Consider the following 16,767-nt stretch of genomic DNA (forward strand, 5'->3'; position numbering starts at 1 on the left):
ACTACTTCGCTTTTCTTTGTCTAGCTACGTAGTGCTGAATTTTGGTCGCTGTTCGCAGTGCCACCTGAAGCTGTGCTTCAGGCAAGTAAATGGCACGGCTCACTGCGACAAACTCCTAATCGCCCCTCTCCGCTTTTCTTTGTCTAGCTACGAAGTGCTGAGGTCTGGTGGTTGTTCGCAATACCGATCGCAACTGGGGTTGCGAGTAAATGAACGGTATGGCTCACTACCACAGACCTCAACCCGCACTTCTTCGCTTTTCCTTTAGCCGATACCCTATGCCGATTTCTGTTATGATGTATTCTGGTTGTGCGGGATTTGTTTCTATTTTTCTGCGAAGGGCAGACATTAAGGCACGAAGTGCTTGTGTGTCTTCACCATATCCAATGCCCCAGATTTCTTTTATAATCATTTTGGTTGTCAGCACTTTTCCGATATTTTGGAAAAAGAGAGCGAGCAGTTTGTATTCCATAGGAGTTAGGTGAATACTTGAGTTATTGAGAAAAACGAGGTGTTTTTCAAAATCAATGCGAAGATTTCCTACTGCGACAATAGATTTTGTTGTAGTGTTATTTTGCTTTTTCAAATGACGAAGTGCTACACGAATACGTGCGAGTAGTTCCACCATAGAAAAAGGTTTGGTCAAATAATCATCAGCTCCTGCATCTAAAACTTCCACTTTTTCTTTTTCTTGGTCTCGTGCAGAAATCACAAGGATAGGAATGTCCGACCATTCACGGATTTTGCGAATCACTTCCAAACCGTCCAAATCTGGCAGTCCTAAATCAAGCAAAATCAAGTCAATTTTTTCAGCTACCACTTGCTCCATTGCACTTTTCGCTGTTGAAACAGAGAGATAATGAAATTCCTCTAGCTTGAGTGAATAGCAAATGAAATTTCTAATTTGAGCATCATCCTCGACAATTAGAATAGTTTCTTTCAGCTTACGCATAATTTTTTTCCTCCATTGGCAATGTAAAAATAATTTCGGCACCTGTATGATTTTCTCGATTTCTCGCAAAAATTTCACCACCGTGTGCGTTGACAATACTTTGACAAATCGCTAGTCCAAGTCCTATCCCGCCTTTGTTTTGTGCGGTATGAAACATTTCAAAAATATGAGGTAATTCATTTTCCGAAATGCCACGACCTGTATCACTTATGATAAAACAAACGTTTCTTTTTTTCCTATCTTTTTTGACAGTAACAAGAATTTCATTGCCAGCTGGTGTATGAGTGATCGCATTGTCCAAAAGATTGATAAGAGCTTGTTCGATGAGTTTTGCATCCATTGGCACAAGGAGAAGTTCTAAGGGAATGTTAACGCTAAGTTTGTATGGTAAAAGTAGCTTATCCATGCGATTTATCGCACTTCCCACCACTTCCTCGACAGCCTCTAATTCCTTGTTTACCAATAATTTCCCCTCCTGTATTCGAGTGAGATTCAAAATATTTTCAACGAGCGAATGTAACCAATTGGCATCTTTGTGAATATTTTGGAGCAATTCTCGTTCGTCTTCAGACTTCGTCATATCCAAAAGCATTTCCGTTGACCCTAAAACGGACGATAAAGGCGTTCGTATGTCATGTGAAATAGAACGCAATAAATTGCTACGAAATCTCTCTTGCGTTACTCTCTCACGTTCTTTTAGGCGAGATTCTGTTGCATAAAAACTTTCCATTGCAAGAGAAATGGTTTCTATCATGGAAAGAAGTAAATTCATTTGTGCAGAAGAAAGTTTGTTCGCTTTTTCATTTGGCAGACGAAGGACACCAAAAAGATTTTCTCGCCCAACAATCGCCCAATCGTGAAATTCTTCGCCAAGAATTACTTTTCCTTGAGAGTGGAGCAATTGATTTTGAAGTTTTTCAAGTTGAGACACTCTACGATGTACGATTTCTCCATTTGGATTTTCTTGGAGGAAAAAATTTTCTAGTTTGTTATCATCATCACAATAAAGAATCCCCACAGAACAACGAAAATAAGTACTTAAAACATGAACAGAAATACTTGCAATTTCTGGCATTTCACGAGCAATTGTCAGCTGTTTAATCAATTCGTACACCGCTCGACTCTCTGCCTCACGCTCTTTAGCGGAAAGTGCGTTTTGCAAAGCACGAGTGGTTAAACTACTTGTGATGAGAGCTGTGAGAATCATGATAAATAGCGTAATAATGTAACTTGCCTCATTTACCGCAAGAGCAAAATAAGGTTTTGTAAAGAAAAAATTAAAGGCAAGTGTTGCCAAAATCGAAGAGGCAATACCAAACAAAAATCCCTCGATTAACCAAGAAGATAGCACGACTGCCAATAAATAGACAAGCACAATTGTCGCCTCTGGAAATGCTAAACGCTGAAAAACATAGCCAATACTTGAGGCAAGAAAAAGAAACGTCAGCAATAAAAGCAAATGAATAGCTGTTTTTTGTAATGGTATGTTTTTTTTGGTGAACAAATGAATCTTCCTTTCTAGTTTGCTTTTCTTTTTCATGTAAAAAATCCATGATTATTCTAGCATATTATGTGAAATATAAAAAGACAAGCGTGATAAAATCAAATATAGAAAGAAAACTCTACAAATATAATAAAAGAATAGCCAAATAGAGAATTATGGAAAACCTTTCTTTTTTGTAAATTTGACTCGTAGTAGCAAGGTTTTATTGTCTTTTTTGCTTGGTTTCTTATAAAATAAAGATATACAAAAGAGATAAGGAGTACGAAATGTCACACGCAGTTAAAATGCTAGAAGCACTACACAATCAAGAAATGGAGCTTGCAGAAAAAGAGTTTCATTTAGCATTGGAAAAAGAGAAAAACGAAGAACTGTTTTCCCTCGCAATCGAATTACAGAGACTTGGTTTTTTATCAGAGGCAAAACAAACTTTTGAAAAATTATTGCTTGATTTGAATTATCAAGATGAGGCGAGAATACAGTTAGCTGAAATTTTAGTTGAAGATGATTTGTATGACGAGGCATTTGCACTCTTAGATGAAATCCAAGAAAATAGTGAGCAATATATTGCACGTTTGCTCGTGGAGGGAGATATTTATCAAATATTAGAATTATCTGAGGTAAGTCTTGCCAAACTGCATAGAGCAAAAGAATTGGCACCTGATGAGTCGATTATTCGTTTAGCTCTTGCAGAGTTGCTTTTTAGCCTAGGCGAATACAAAAAAGCGGCAAAAGAATATGCCACGCTTGACCCAATAGAAATAAAAGAGTTGACAAGTATTTCGATTTACGAGCGAATTGGTACAGCGTACTCTCTTTTGGGACGGCTAGAGCAAGCACTCCCGTTTCTTGAAAAAGCGTTAGAGGAAGACCGTGACAATGAGGAATTGCTTTACAAAATTGGACTTGACGCTTTCTTGATGAAAGATTACGAAACGTCTATTCGTCACCTTGAGCGTTTGCGTGCGATTAGCGAAGAATTTGAAAATTATCAGCTCATTTTGGCAAAAGCATTGCTAGAAGAAGAACGCACGAACGAAGCATTTGAAGTGTTAGTCGAGTCTTTACGTTTGAATCCTTATCAAGCTGAAGTTTACCAATTGGCAAGTGCTATTAGTTATCAAAAAGGCGAGGTCAATCAAGCGGAAGACTATTTACTTCAGGCGATTACGCTTGATGATTTACGAGATGAAAATTTGTATCGCTTGATGAATTTATATTTGGAAGAAAATCGCCTGCAAGATGTGCTTAGAGCATTTGAGGAGATAGAATTTCAAGAACACGCTCTGGCAAATTGGACAGTTGCAAAAACTTATCGAAAACTTGAGGAAGACGAGAAAGCGGAAAGTTATTTTGAAACAGCACGACTTGAGCTTTTAGGGGATGCCGAATTTTTAAAAGACTACGCTCTTTATTTGCGAGACAACGGAAAATTATCAAGAGCAGAAGAATTTTTACAACAAGCAATGGAGGAATTTCCAGAGGATATAGAAATTCACCAACTTGCTGATGAGATAAAGGAGTGGTAGCAATGAGTGTTAAAGAAAAAAAAGAATTTCTTCGTTGGTTTATTACTCATGCAAAATTTTCAAGACGAGAAATTTATTGGATTATCAACTATCTTGAAAGTCATGAGTCGATTTTAGAAAATGTGCATTTTGTGGAACACGCAAATAAAACACCACGTGGGATTTTATTTGCCACGACAGAACAGGAATTTAGCAAACAAATTGTACTTTTCAAGGATAAACAAGAATTTTTAGATGTCGATCAAATTTTCCATGAAATCCGCCTAAACTGGCGAGAAAATTTGTATATTGAAGTGCTTTTTGAAAATGCGTGGAGCAATGAAAAATACCTCAAAGTCTTAGAAGATAATCCATTTTCTTCATGGAACGAAGAAGTAGACGAGGAAATCTCAGAAGAAATCGAGCATTATTTCTCCGAACAAGAAGTTCTTGCCAAAAAACAACTCCTCTACGACAAAATCAACGAGGCGTTGGATAAGGGCGATGAGCAAGAGTTTCAAAAACTTTCTCATGAGCTACAAGAGATGAATTAATAACAAAAGCCACTTGCATAAACGAGTGGTTTTTGTCTTGTGAAAAACGTATTTTTATTAATGTTCGCCTTGAATCATCTCCACACGATAAGCAATCATTTTTTCAATTAATGCAATCGGTAATTCTCGACTTTCTGGCAATTGTACCGCACCTTTTGAAGTTTTATACTCACTCAACTCTTCTTGAAATTTCGTGATAACGTTAGGTGTCGGGTAAAAACCAATATGTTTTTTACAGGGAGCAAAGTAAAAAATGGGTTTTTGATTTAACTTAAAGCATGGCATATTGTAGCTAATGCACTCCGTAACATTTGGCAAAGAACGACCTAATTTTGCCAAAGCGAATAAACGCTCTTGTCTATCAACAGGCTGTTGTAAAATAAATTGTTCAATTTCGTTCAAATGTTTTACCTCCTTTAAATTGTACCTTTATTATACATGAGTATAGGATTAAAAAGACAAAGTAGCACCAAAATTTGACTTGGAAAATGAAGTTTTTACCATATTAAGAATTATTTAAGAAAATAAAGCATTTTTCTGGTTATAATAGAGTATGAGCAAAAAAATTTTTTAGAAAGAGAATAGTATAATGGATATAAAAATTTTAGTAGCAGATGATGATGAGGCGATTCGTACTGGAGTGAAAATTTATCTCAAACAGGCGGGATTTGTTGTTTACGAGGCTGAAAATGGTCTTGAGGCATTAGAAAAAATTAAACAGGAGAAGTTTCAGCTGTTAATTTTGGATATTATGATGCCGAAAATGGACGGTTTTGCAGTTTCCGAAAGATTGCGTAGCGAGGGGAATAATATCCCGATTTTGATGCTCTCAGCGAAATCAGAAGAAGCAGACAAAGTAAACGGGTTAATGCTTGGGGCAGATGACTATTTGACCAAACCTTTTTCACCAGTAGAACTAGTCGCACGTGTGAAAAGTATGCTGAGAAGATTTATGGATTTAGGAAAATATACAAATTCTGAAGAGGCGGTGTTGACGCTTGGTGGCTTGGTGTTAGATGAGAAAAAACGTACGATTTCTGTTGACGGAGAAATACGAAAAATGACACCTAAAGAGTATCAAATTACAGAATTGATGATGAAAAATGTCGGCAAAGTGTTTTCGATAGATGAAATTTACGAGGCAGTTTGGCACGAGTCAAGTCTTGGTATGGCGGATAATACGGTGAGCGTGCATATTCGCAAAATACGTGAAAAAATCGAGGCAAATCCGAAAGAACCGAAATATTTAAAGGTGGTGTGGGGCGTTGGTTACAAAATGGAAGACTCTATTTAAAGGAGTAAGTGTAAGGAAATTCTTTTGGAACTACAAAGGTTTGATGATTTTGAGTGTGTTGTTTACGCTATTGGGATTGCTGTATGGCATTGGAGAAAGTTATAGTTTTACGAAAAACAACTCTCATGACGGGTTTGATAGTTTTATTTCTTATGAAATTCGCCGAGAACTTTTTGCAGCAAACCAAAAAGCTCTACTAGAGACTCCTTTGAAAGCCGAACAAATAACCAATGAAGAAGCACGCAACTATGCAGATGAACAGCCGGATTTAAGTTTGCGTGTGACAGGAATTGAGGAAGAGGCAAAAAAAGATTTAAAAGGTGTTTCAACGGATAAGGAAAAAGCGGATATAAAAAATTCGTTAAAAGAAGATATTAATAAAGAAGTAGAGTTTAATTTTCTTCCCGAACAGGCACGGTTAGATCGTTACAAGGAAAAAATTGCAACGGCAATTAATAATGAAATACAAGATATGTATGGAAAAGATAGATATATGCTACTCAATTCCCAACAAAATTGGGATCAATACGGCAATCCACGTTCATTAACTGACTATCTTTATGTGGCAGAAGCACAAGGGTTGAAATCAGTTCAAAGTGTGAAGAATGCGAAAAAATTATTAGAGGATGTCTCCAGCAAAGAAAAAGTTGAGGGAACTGCAAATATAAGCGAATTTAGAATATTTGAATCTCCTGCACTCAATACGGTGTTGAGCAATCACTATAATTATCATTACACGCTTTCGATTGCTTATAAGAATAAAGAAAAACAACAAGTTTATACCGTACAAACGAAAATCATGGAAAAACTGAAAAAATATCAAATGCTCCTTGGTGTATTAAGTTTTGGTGTTATCCTCCTTATTTTATGGCAAATATTAAAGCAAAAATCAATTGGAGAGAGTGTTAAGAAGATATTCGAGCTGATTCCATTAGAAATTCGCATAGTGATTTTGTTATTCTGTCTCTTTTTCTATACATTAATAATGAAATATTTAGTATCATTTATCACTAGTTATGAATATTTATATGATTCCTCTGGTTTTAGAATGGTAGAACAGTTAATTTCAGTATGTTTACTCTTTTTCTTTGTGTTTACGAGTATTTTGATTGTCAAACATCTTTGGCTTTCTATTTTTCGCAGTGGTACGGCAACGTCCATTCGTACGCAATTTCAAAACGGCATCATTATCAAATTGATTCATTGGGTGGGGAAAAAAGTGAATCGTTTGAGTGCAAAAGTTTATTTTTACTTTTTACTTTTGAGTGCAGCGTTTTTAGGTTCGGTCTATATTATTGGTGCGTTTATTGCAGTTTCAGCAAGCTCTTACCCAAATGCGTTACCGTTCTTCATTTCATGGTCATCTTTTATGGCATTGGTATTTTTCGGTATTTACCAATTCCCTGTAAAACGTTTTGTGTCAGGGCTGTTTAAGATGAAAAAGGTGCTTTCAGAAAATGACTTGCAATTTGCAGACGGTGAAACACTTAGTGCAAATGATGAAAATATGAAACAAATTGCCACTTTCGTTGCAGAAAATAACCGAAAAAGAAGTGACAGTGAACAATTTAAGGCAGAATTATTAACCAATATTTCACATGACTTACGTACTCCGTTGACAAGTATTATCACGTATGGCGATTTGTTGACACACGCAGAATTGTCTGGTGAAGAACAACAGCAATTTTTATCGGTTATCAACCAAAAAGCCTCGTATATGAAAGTGATGTTAGATGATTTATTTGACGTTACCAAAATGGATAACGGTCAGGTGGAGTTAAATTGTCATACGGTCAACATTGTCGAGTTGGTTCGTCAAATTCTCGGTGAGCGAACGGAGAATTTTGAAAATAAATCTCTTACTCTTGTGACAAAATTTCCAGAACTTCCGATTGAAGCAAACGTTGATGCGGAAAAAATCTGGCGTATGTTTGAGAATTTATTGACAAATGCAGAAAAATACAGTGCTGCTCATACTAGAATTTACGTGAAACTTTCTGTTCAACAGGATGAATTTATTTTTGAAATCAAAAACACCTCTTTCTATGAGTTAAATGAGGATGCAGACAATCTTGTCCAACGTTTCAAACGAGGAGATGCAAGCAGACAAAGCGAAGGAAGTGGCTTAGGTCTTGCGATTGTAGATTCTATCGTCAAACTTCATTCTGGCGAATTAAACGTGATTGTAGACGGCGATTTGTTCAAGGTGATTGTTTCGATTCCAATGGAACAGAAGAAAATCGAAGAATAGGAACCTGAGGGTATTGATTTGTGTCAATATCCTCAGGTTTCTTTTTTAAGCATTATGCTTTAAAATAAAAGAATACAAAGAAAAGCGAAGAGGGGCGTTCAGGAGTTTGTCGTAGTGAGCCACAGCATTTATTTACTGGAAACGAAGTTTCCAGTGCTGTTGCGAACAGCGACGCAACTCCTGCCCCTCACAGCTAGACACAAAAATAAAAGGAGCAAACAATGATTTACTATTTACTAGGTATAAATATCCTCCTATTTTTACTAATGGGAGTAGACAAATTTAAGGCGAAAGCTGGGCTTTGGCGAGTGAGTGAGCGTGTTTTGTTAGGGTTAGGTATTATCGGTGGCGGATTCGGTGGTTTTATAGGCGGACGAATATTTCGACATAAAATACGGAAAATTTATTTTCAAATTGTTTGGGTGCTGGGAATGATTGTTGCGTTACTATTGTTCTTTAAAATAAAATAAAAAGGTCAAACAATTATTTTGACCTTTACTGACTAAAGAGGTATAATTTTTTATGTAGGGAAAAAAGAAAAACTTTTTAGAGGTACCCTTATAGTTATTCAAAGGAGAGAAAACAAATGAATATAGAAAAAATGACCACAACTATGCAAGGAGCGATTGCTGAGGCACAGCAAATTGCTCTTACTCGTCAACATCAAGAAATTGATATTCCACATCTTTGGAAGATTTTTTTACAACCAGATCATTTTGCTTACAACTTTTACAAAGATTTAGGAGTGGACAATGAAAAATTTTCACAGGTGATTGACACTGCACTCGATAAAATTTCGGTTGTTGCAGGCGAAAATGTTAAATACGCTCAGGCGATGAGTGCGAATTTGTTTCGCTTGTTAAATGAGGCGGATAAGCTGGCAAAAGAGTTTCAAGATGAATTTCTTTCCACAGAAATTATTTTACTTGCTCTTTTTGAGCAAAAAGGCAATGTTTTAACAAAATTTCTGGTGGAAAGTGGTGTTGACCAGAAAAAGATGAAAGAGGAAATTGAAAAATTAAGAGGGGGGAATAAAGTGACCAGTCAAAATGCAGAGGAAAGCTACAAAGCACTTGAAAAATATGGTGTAGATTTAGTCAAACAAGTACGTGAGGGCAAAATGGATCCAATCATTGGACGAGATGAAGAAATTCGTGATGTGATTCGCATTTTGTCAAGAAAAACAAAAAACAATCCCGTTCTAATCGGTGAGGCGGGTGTCGGAAAAACGGCGATTATTGAAGGACTAGCACAGCGAATTGTCAAGCGTGATGTACCTGAAAACTTGAAAGATAAGACGATTTTTTCGCTTGATATGGGTTCTCTCATTGCAGGAGCAAAATTTCGTGGGGAATTTGAAGAACGTTTGAAAGCTGTTTTGCAGGAAATAAAAAAATCGGATGGACAAGTTATTTTGTTCATTGATGAACTTCATACGATTGTTGGAGCAGGAAAAACGGAAGGGAGCATGGATGCAGGAAATCTCTTGAAACCAATGCTTGCTCGTGGAGAATTGCATTTGATTGGTGCGACAACGCTTGATGAATATCGTCAATATATGGAAAAAGACAAGGCGTTGGAACGTCGTTTCCAAAAAGTACAAGTCAAGGAACCAACAGTTGAAGATACGATTTCTATTTTACGTGGATTAAAAGAACGTTTTGAAGTCCACCACGGTGTAACGATTCACGACAATGCACTTGTGGCGGCAGCTACTCTTTCTGACCGCTATATAACGGATAGATTTTTACCAGATAAAGCAATTGACCTTGTAGATGAAGCGTGTGCAAGTATTCGTGTAGAAATGAACTCTTCGCCGACTGAGTTAGACCAAGCAACACGTAGATTAATGCAGTTAGAAATCGAAGAAGCTGCACTGAAAAAGGAAAATGACGATGCAAGTAAAAAACGTTTGAGTGCTTTGCAAGAGGAACTTGCTGATTTACGTGAGGAAACCAATAGCTTGAAAATGCGTTGGGAAACGGAAAAAGAAGAAGTCAATGCGATAAGTAGCAAGCGGGCTGAAATTGAAAAACTTCGTCATGACTTAGAAGACGCAGAGAATAATTATGATTTGGAGCGGGCGGCAATTTTACGTCATGGTCGTATTCCAGAGCTTGAAAAAGAGCTTTTTGAGCTAGAAAATAGTACAAGCCACAACGAACTTTCTCTCGTACAAGAATCTGTAACAGAGCAAGAAATTGCTGAAGTAGTAGGTCGTTTGACAGGTATTCCAGTGACCAAATTAGTCGAGGGAGAACGTGAAAAACTTTTGAAACTAGGAGAAGTTATTCACAAGAGAGTTATCGGACAAGACGAGGCGGTAGATGCGGTGGTGGATGCAGTATTGCGAAGTCGTGCAGGACTGCAAGATCCGAATCGTCCGCTAGGGAGTTTCTTATTCCTCGGTCCAACGGGGGTTGGGAAAACGGAGCTTGCCAAGGCACTTGCGGAAAATTTGTTTGACTCAGAAGAACATATGGTGCGAATTGACATGAGTGAATATATGGAAAAACACGCTGTCTCACGTTTGGTGGGAGCTCCTCCGGGGTATGTTGGTTATGATGAGGGAGGACAACTCACCGAGGCGGTTCGTCGCAATCCGTACACGATTATTTTACTTGATGAAATCGAAAAAGCTCACCCAGATGTGTTCAATATTTTACTTCAAGTGTTAGATGACGGGCGATTGACGGACTCACGTGGCACACTTGTGGACTTTAAAAATACCGTTCTTATCATGACAAGCAATATCGGTTCGCCATTATTGCTGGAAGGAGTGGACGAAAATGGGCAAATTCCTGAGAAAGTATTAGAAGAAGTCTTGAATATGTTGAAAAATTACTTTAAACCTGAGTTTTTAAATCGTATTGACGACACCGTTCTTTTCACTCCGCTTTCGCTTGAAAATGTGAAAGACATTATCGTGAAAATGACGGAACAACTTGCGAAACGCTTAGAGCAACAAGAAATCGAACTTGATTTGAAAGAAAATGCACAAGTTTGGATTGCCGAGAATGCGTATGACGCGGCATATGGAGCGAGACCGCTCAAACGTTATTTGACAAAAGAAGTCGAAACTCCACTAGCGAAGTTACTTATCGGAGGAAAGATTTTGCCAAAATCACGTGTATGCGTAGAAGTAGTGGATGAAAAAATCACTTTTCGGATAGAAAGTTTAGAAGAATAGGAAAGATAAAAAATGCTTACAGACCATATGGTTTGTGAGCATTTTTTAGCCCAAATTATCAATTTTGAGAAAGCGTGAGTTTTTAGAGGTAACCTTATGAGAATCGTGCTAAAATAGAAAGTAGAAAAAAGAAGAAACGAGCGAGAAAATGCAATATTATTTCAAAAGAATTGGAAGAAACACTCTTGATTTTTTTAAAGGGACAAAAGGGTATTTGCGAGATGTTTTGTTGTTGCATTTTGTGATGATTTTCCTCATTTCACCGATTTTGGTACATTTGGCAAGGGGGATTATGAAAGTAGGAAATGTCGAAATTCTCTCTTATGACAACCTTGGTGTAATTGCTCGTGAACATTTTTGGGTGCTTGTTGGTTTGATTTTAACCGTTGTGTTAATGTTATTGTTAATTTATTTTGAGTTTACATTTTTTACGATTAGTATGTACTTTATTCAAAAAAAACAAAGCATTTCGCTACACCAGCTTTTACGCATAACGCTTGCTCAAATGTTGAGGATAAGGTTTGGGATTGGGATTTTTTTCTTGTTTTATTTTTTCCTGATTTTGCCTTTTGGCGTTCTTGCGGGACATTTGGATATTTTGTCAAGTATTAAAATACCTGCATTTATTATGGATTTTATTTTTGCCAATCGCTTGATGATTGTTCTTTCATGGGGATTGTTTTATCTTTTTTGCTCTTATTTAGGTCTTCGATTTATTTTTGTTTTGCCACTTTTAACATTGAGAGAAATTTCACTTCAAATGGCAATTCAAGAAAGTTGGTGCTTGACAAGGAGGAAATTTTTACGTTTGCTAGGACAAATTTTATTGATTGAGTTAGTGATTGTTTTGTCTTACGCTCTTTTTAATACGATTATATTCACGCTTCAGCAACAAATCGAGCATTTTCTTCCGACATTTGCACTGAATTATGCGGTTTTCAATATGTTATTGTTACAGATAGCGAGTATTCTAAACTTGACATTGTCTACATTTTTCATTTATTTCGTGACTATTCGACATTTGGAGTATGAAAATGAACTTCCAGATGTACCGAAATGGTTTAAAATAGAGGAAGGAGTGGCAACTGCTAAAGCGATAAAGTTCGAGTTTCTTGTTATATTGAGTGTAACGGTTGGGGTGATTGTCTATTTTCTTCACTATAATTTGAATTATTTAAAGGAAAATGAATTGTCCACCCCGTTGATTTACTCACATCGTGGCGTGAGCGGGAATAATGGTGTGCAAAACACCTTGTCGTCTCTTGAGAAAACGGCGAAGTTGCACCCTGATTATATTGAAATGGATATTCAAGAGACGAAAGACAAGCAATTTGTCGTCATGCATGACGAGAATTTGGAAAATTTAACAGGTATTAAGGCGAGTGTGGGGGAGTTGACGCTGCAAGAGCTGAGCGAACTTACAGTAAGTGAAAATGGTTTTACTTCTCCACTTGCAACGTTTGACGATTATCTAAAAAAAGCACAAGCACTTAATCAAAAATTATTGATTGAAATCAAAGTGTATGGTGAAGTTTCAGGGGAAGTAGCGGAGAATTTTTTGAAGAAATACAAAAAGGACATCAAAAAGTACAAACATAGAGTACATTCGCTAAGTTTTCAGATTGTCTCAACAATCAAAGCAAAAGATGCAGAGATTTATTGTAGCTATATTATTCCGTTCAATATTGTAGGACCACCAACAACAAATACGAACGCCTATACAATGGAATACTCTACGCTCAACTCAAGTTTTGTTGATGTTTCGCATAGAGAGAAAAAACAAGTGCTTGCTTGGACGGTAAATGATGAAAATTCAGTGGAACGAGTGCGAAGTTATGGCGTAAATGGTATTATTACAGATGACGTGGAAATGCTCCAACGTGTATTAAAAGAAAGCAAAAAGGAAATTCCTTATTCTAAAAAACTAGCGATTTATGCTTTAGGATTAGATGTAACTCAATAAAAAGTAAAGGACAATTGATGATGAAAAAGAAAAAGAAAAACCATGTAGAAATGAGCCGTCAACATTATAATAAACACGCAGTAAAATTTGACAGAAGCATGGACGGGTTATTTTCTGCACCTTTTAAACAAGAAATCGTGCGACTTGCCCCAATTGAAAATGGAGATGTTGTGCTAGATGTGGGGTGTGCAAATGGGAAGTTACTCACCATGTTGAAAGAGCGACATCAAGGAATGATTGGTGTGGGGCTTGACATTAGCGAGGAAATGATACGTGTGGCACGTGAAAAACATCCAGAATTTACGTTTGAGTGTGCCAATGCTGAGAAACTTCCTTTTGATAATGGAACGTTTGACTGGGTGATTTGTTCAGCAAGTTTTCACCATTTCCCAGCACCAAAGGAATTTTTAAAAGAGGCAATTCGTGTACTCAAACCAGCAGGGAAACTTCTGATTGCTGAAATTCATTTTCCAAAAGTAACCTTGCCTGCGTACAATTTTTACATTGAAAAATTCAATAAAGAAGGAGACGTTCGCATTTATTCACCTCAGCAGTTGAAAATGATGTTGGCAGAAAGTGGTTTTCATGTGCTTGGCAAAACGAATTATCGTTTTCAAGTGCAGGCACATATGGCGATGAAACCTGAAAACTAAAGGGAAACGGAGCAAGGAATGCAAGCAACAGGGTTAATTACAGAGTACAATCCTTTTCATAATGGGCATTTGTATCATGCAAAGGTTGCACGCAAACTTTCAGGATGTGATTGCGTGATTGCAGTGATGAGCGGGAATTTTACTCAGCGAGGAGAAGTAGCACTTGTTGACAAATGGAGTCGAGCAACCATGGCACTTCAAAGTGGTGCAGTGGACCTTATTGTTGAGTTGCCGCCACAATGGTCAGTGCAATCAGCGGATTATTTCGCAAAAGGAGGAGTGCAATTATTATCAAGTTTGCAATGCAGTAGTATTGTTTTTGGGACAGATGTAAAAGAGCGTGTTGATTATGAAACATTTGGTCGATTTGCAGTTGAACAGGAGGAAGTTATCAATCAAAAAGTGAGAGACTTTCCGCAGAAATCTGCTAGTTTCCCAGAGAAAATGACGAGTATTTATCAAGCGTTATTGCCAGAGTTTACTCTTGATTTTTCAAGTCCCAATCATATTTTGGCAATGGGGTACGCAAGAGAAAATGCCAAGTTAGCACAACCGATGAAATTACAGCCAATTCAGCGAGTTGGTGCAAGTTTTCACGATACGCTAGTAAACGGAAAAATTGCAAGTGCGACAGCCATTCGGCTTGCATTAGCAGAAAGTGGCGATATAAGTAAGGCAGTACCACCTGCTACGCTGCAATTATTGCAGGAGGCAACAATGGTTTCGTGGGAAAATCTTTTCCCCTTCCTCCGCTACAAACTGCTCTCTACCTCAGCAGAGGAATTGCACGCTATTTATCAAATGAGCGAGGGATTGGAATATCGCCTCAAGGAAAAAATTGAGCAAGCTCAAAATTTTGAAGATTTTTTAGCAAAAATTGCCACGAAACGTTATACCGCAGGCAGATTGAAACGTTTGTTATGTTATTGTCTGTGGAACGCAACCGAAGAAGAAATACGGCTTGCACAGTCAAAAACAAGTTTGCACGTTCTTGGTATGAATGAAATCGGGCAAAGATATTTGAAAGAGAAAAAAGAGAGCATGACACTCCCGGTTATTAGTAAAATTTCTAAACGTGAAGAAACAACGAAATTTATGGTGCGAGTAGACAGCATTTTTCAGTTAGCGAACCCGAAGATAAAAGAACAAAGTCGTGGTCGATTTCCAGTAAAGGTATAGACCAATTGACTTTCCTCTAAAAAGGGAGTAAAATGACAGTAACAAAAAGAAACGGAGATGACAGGATGAAAACGTACATCAAGGCAGATAAATTTTTCTATGCAGCAGGAGTCAAAAACGCAGGATATTTGGAAATTAACAATGGAAAATTTGGTCGTTGGTCTGAAAATTTACCAGATGAAACAGCAGAAGTGATTGACTACACAGGAAAATGGATTGCTCCGGGGCTTGTAGATACGCATATCCACGGATTTGGCGGAGTGGATGTTATGGATAATGACTGGGAAGGTGTCGTAACGACAATGAGCGAGGGCTTGCTTTCAACAGGTGTGACCTCTTTCTTGCCAACTACTTTAACCGCTGACCATACATTGCTAAAAGAAGTTTCAAAAGGAATTGGCGAACATTATAAAGAGGCGAAAGGGGCAAAAATTCAAGGGATTTACTTTGAAGGACCTTACTTTACAGAAGAATTTAAAGGAGCTCAAAACCCGATTTATATGACCAATCCGTCTATTGAAGAATTTCGTGAATGGCAAGAAGCGGCAGGTGGTTTGATTTCAAAAATCGCCCTAGCTCCAGAACGTGAAGGTGTCGAAGAATTTGTTCGTACGCTAACAGAAGAAGGTATCGTAGTTTCACTCGGTCACTCAAACGCTACATTGGTTGAGGCGACAAAAGCAGTAGATGCGGGTGCAAGCGTATGGGTTCATGCCTACAACGGAATGCGTGGGTTAACACATCGTGAGCCGGGAATGGTCGGAAGTGTGATGAGTTTGCCACATACTTATGCAGAGTTAATTTGTGACGGTCATCACGTTCACCCTAGTGCGTGTGGCATTTTAATGGATAAAATGGGGCATGAGCATATTGCGATGATTACAGACTGTATGCGTGCAGGAGGAATGCCAGACGGGCATTATATGCTTGGCGAATTTGGTGTTAACGTACAAAATGGGACAGCAAGACTTGAAGAAGGTGGAAATCTTGCAGGGTCTATCTTGAAATTAGAGCAAGGCGTGCAAAACGTTGTCAATTGGGGCATTGCGACAGCAGAACAAGCGATTATGATGGCAAGTTTAATTCCTGCAAAAAGTTGTAAAATTGATGACAAATGTGGGCAAATTAAAGCAGGACGTGATGCGGACTTTATCGTTTTAGATGAAGAATTACACTTGGTTGCAACTTACCTAGACGGTGAAAAACGTTACGAGGCGTAAACTTGAATCAGTACAAAGACCTATGAATGAATCCGTCATAGGTCTTGTTTTTGGATTAGAAGTAAAGAAATTATAAAGAAACTCTTAATAATCTCGAAATTTTTCTTAGAATGATATTGGTTTGAAACAAAAATGACTATAATATGAAAAAAGACCGTAACAAAGAGATGATTTTTTTTCTATTTTCGTGTATGATATTTCATGATACAGTTTTTCTTGAAGAATAGGAAAAAGTAGAAATGAGGGGGAAGTCGTATGAAATTTTTACAGAATGAGTGGGTGAAGTTTACTCTAAAAACAATTTTTTATGCAGGTATTTTACTTTTACTTTTGTATTTTTACCATTTCAGAAATGCAGGCGGTGGGAATTTCATTTATAATGAATTTTAAGGGTACCTCTAAAAACTCCACTTAAGACTAAATTAGCTAGTTTTTCGATTTTCGAGGAAATCGACGAAAGCTATGTGGTTCATAGGTTGAGGAGATTGACGAAGAAAATTGG

General features: G+C 37.5%; 14 protein-coding genes. 11 read left to right on the forward strand and 3 right to left on the reverse strand.

Annotation, left to right across the window (positions count from 1 at the left end; all coding sequences use genetic code 11):
- Positions 1-238: 238 nt before the first annotated feature.
- Together B5D30_RS04745 and B5D30_RS04750 are read right to left on the reverse strand one after the other, a co-directional pair.
- On the reverse strand, positions 239-952 hold the full coding sequence (locus B5D30_RS04745) for a response regulator (protein WP_078806887.1): 714 nt from the start codon (positions 950-952) through the stop codon (positions 239-241).
- Positions 945-2,456, reverse strand: a complete 1,512-nt coding sequence (locus tag B5D30_RS04750; RefSeq protein WP_159443208.1) for a sensor histidine kinase — start codon at positions 2,454-2,456, stop codon at positions 945-947. Before B5D30_RS04750 ends, B5D30_RS04745 begins: the two co-directional genes overlap by 8 nt.
- A gap of 266 nt (positions 2,457-2,722) precedes the next feature.
- Here B5D30_RS04750 and B5D30_RS04755 point away from each other — a divergent pair, with 266 nt between their 5' ends.
- On the forward strand, positions 2,723-3,982 hold the full coding sequence (locus B5D30_RS04755) for a tetratricopeptide repeat protein (protein ID WP_078806889.1): 1,260 nt from the start codon (positions 2,723-2,725) through the stop codon (positions 3,980-3,982).
- Between the two features lie 2 nt (positions 3,983-3,984).
- The gene (locus B5D30_RS04760; protein WP_078806890.1) at positions 3,985-4,515 is read left to right on the forward strand and encodes a YpiB family protein; all 531 of its coding nucleotides are present in this window, start codon (positions 3,985-3,987) and stop codon (positions 4,513-4,515) included.
- 57 nt (positions 4,516-4,572) lie between these two features.
- Here the strand turns inward: B5D30_RS04760 and B5D30_RS04765 are convergent, their stop codons facing one another.
- Complete coding sequence (locus tag B5D30_RS04765; RefSeq protein WP_078806891.1) at positions 4,573-4,917, reverse strand: iron chaperone; 345 nt, start codon at positions 4,915-4,917, stop codon at positions 4,573-4,575.
- A gap of 187 nt (positions 4,918-5,104) precedes the next feature.
- On the opposite strand from B5D30_RS04765, the gene B5D30_RS04770 reads away from it, so the two are divergent.
- The 9 genes from B5D30_RS04770 to B5D30_RS04810 all read left to right on the forward strand — a co-directional run bounded on the left by B5D30_RS04770 (position 5,105) and on the right by B5D30_RS04810 (position 16,655).
- On the forward strand, positions 5,105-5,809 hold the full coding sequence (locus B5D30_RS04770; protein ID WP_078806892.1) for a response regulator transcription factor: 705 nt from the start codon (positions 5,105-5,107) through the stop codon (positions 5,807-5,809).
- Positions 5,781-8,060 (forward strand): sensor histidine kinase, encoded by a 2,280-nt coding sequence (locus tag B5D30_RS04775; RefSeq protein WP_078806893.1) that lies wholly within the window; start codon positions 5,781-5,783, stop codon positions 8,058-8,060. Before B5D30_RS04770 ends, B5D30_RS04775 begins: the two co-directional genes overlap by 29 nt.
- 221 nt (positions 8,061-8,281) lie before the next feature.
- A complete protein-coding gene (locus B5D30_RS04780; protein WP_078806894.1) occupies positions 8,282-8,530 on the forward strand; it encodes a DUF1294 domain-containing protein in 249 nt (82 codons plus the stop codon).
- 116 nt (positions 8,531-8,646) lie between these two features.
- A complete protein-coding gene (gene clpB, locus B5D30_RS04785; protein WP_078806895.1) occupies positions 8,647-11,250 on the forward strand; it encodes an ATP-dependent chaperone ClpB in 2,604 nt (867 codons plus the stop codon).
- A 148-nt stretch (positions 11,251-11,398) separates the two neighbouring features.
- The gene (locus B5D30_RS04790; RefSeq protein ID WP_078806896.1) at positions 11,399-13,213 is read left to right on the forward strand and encodes a glycerophosphoryl diester phosphodiesterase membrane domain-containing protein; all 1,815 of its coding nucleotides are present in this window, start codon (positions 11,399-11,401) and stop codon (positions 13,211-13,213) included.
- 17 nt (positions 13,214-13,230) lie between these two features.
- Positions 13,231-13,866 carry a class I SAM-dependent methyltransferase gene (locus B5D30_RS04795; protein WP_078806897.1) on the forward strand — a complete coding sequence of 212 codons (636 nt, stop codon included), beginning with the start codon at positions 13,231-13,233 and terminating at the stop codon, positions 13,864-13,866.
- Positions 13,867-13,884: 18 nt separating this feature from the next.
- Entirely contained in the window at positions 13,885-15,045 is a 1,161-nt protein-coding gene (locus tag B5D30_RS04800) for a nucleotidyltransferase (protein ID WP_078806898.1), read from the forward strand.
- 65 nt (positions 15,046-15,110) lie between these two features.
- On the forward strand, positions 15,111-16,265 hold the full coding sequence (gene nagA, locus B5D30_RS04805; RefSeq protein WP_078806925.1) for an N-acetylglucosamine-6-phosphate deacetylase: 1,155 nt from the start codon (positions 15,111-15,113) through the stop codon (positions 16,263-16,265).
- A gap of 255 nt (positions 16,266-16,520) precedes the next feature.
- On the forward strand, positions 16,521-16,655 hold the full coding sequence (locus tag B5D30_RS04810; protein WP_078806899.1) for a teichoic acid D-Ala incorporation-associated protein DltX: 135 nt from the start codon (positions 16,521-16,523) through the stop codon (positions 16,653-16,655).
- Positions 16,656-16,767 lie beyond the last annotated feature (112 nt).

It is taken from the genome of Pilibacter termitis (genome assembly GCF_900167335.1).
GTDB lineage: Bacteria > Bacillota > Bacilli > Lactobacillales > Streptococcaceae > Pilibacter > Pilibacter termitis.

What these genes read in the sequence shown, in the direction of transcription:
- B5D30_RS04745 (WP_078806887.1), bottom strand. Translation starts at nt 952, where the DNA reads ATGCGTAAGCTGAAAGAAACTATTCTAATTGTCGAGGATGATGCTCAA.
- B5D30_RS04755 (WP_078806889.1), top strand. Translation starts at nt 2,723, where the DNA reads ATGTCACACGCAGTTAAAATGCTAGAAGCACTACACAATCAAGAAATG.
- B5D30_RS04760 (WP_078806890.1), top strand. Translation starts at nt 3,985, where the DNA reads ATGAGTGTTAAAGAAAAAAAAGAATTTCTTCGTTGGTTTATTACTCAT.
- B5D30_RS04770 (WP_078806892.1), top strand. Translation starts at nt 5,105, where the DNA reads ATGGATATAAAAATTTTAGTAGCAGATGATGATGAGGCGATTCGTACT.
- B5D30_RS04780 (WP_078806894.1), top strand. Translation starts at nt 8,282, where the DNA reads ATGATTTACTATTTACTAGGTATAAATATCCTCCTATTTTTACTAATG.
- clpB (WP_078806895.1), top strand. Translation starts at nt 8,647, where the DNA reads ATGAATATAGAAAAAATGACCACAACTATGCAAGGAGCGATTGCTGAG.
- B5D30_RS04790 (WP_078806896.1), top strand. Translation starts at nt 11,399, where the DNA reads ATGCAATATTATTTCAAAAGAATTGGAAGAAACACTCTTGATTTTTTT.
- B5D30_RS04795 (WP_078806897.1), top strand. Translation starts at nt 13,231, where the DNA reads ATGATGAAAAAGAAAAAGAAAAACCATGTAGAAATGAGCCGTCAACAT.
- B5D30_RS04800 (WP_078806898.1), top strand. Translation starts at nt 13,885, where the DNA reads ATGCAAGCAACAGGGTTAATTACAGAGTACAATCCTTTTCATAATGGG.
- nagA (WP_078806925.1), top strand. Translation starts at nt 15,111, where the DNA reads ATGAAAACGTACATCAAGGCAGATAAATTTTTCTATGCAGCAGGAGTC.
- B5D30_RS04810 (WP_078806899.1), top strand. Translation starts at nt 16,521, where the DNA reads ATGAAATTTTTACAGAATGAGTGGGTGAAGTTTACTCTAAAAACAATT.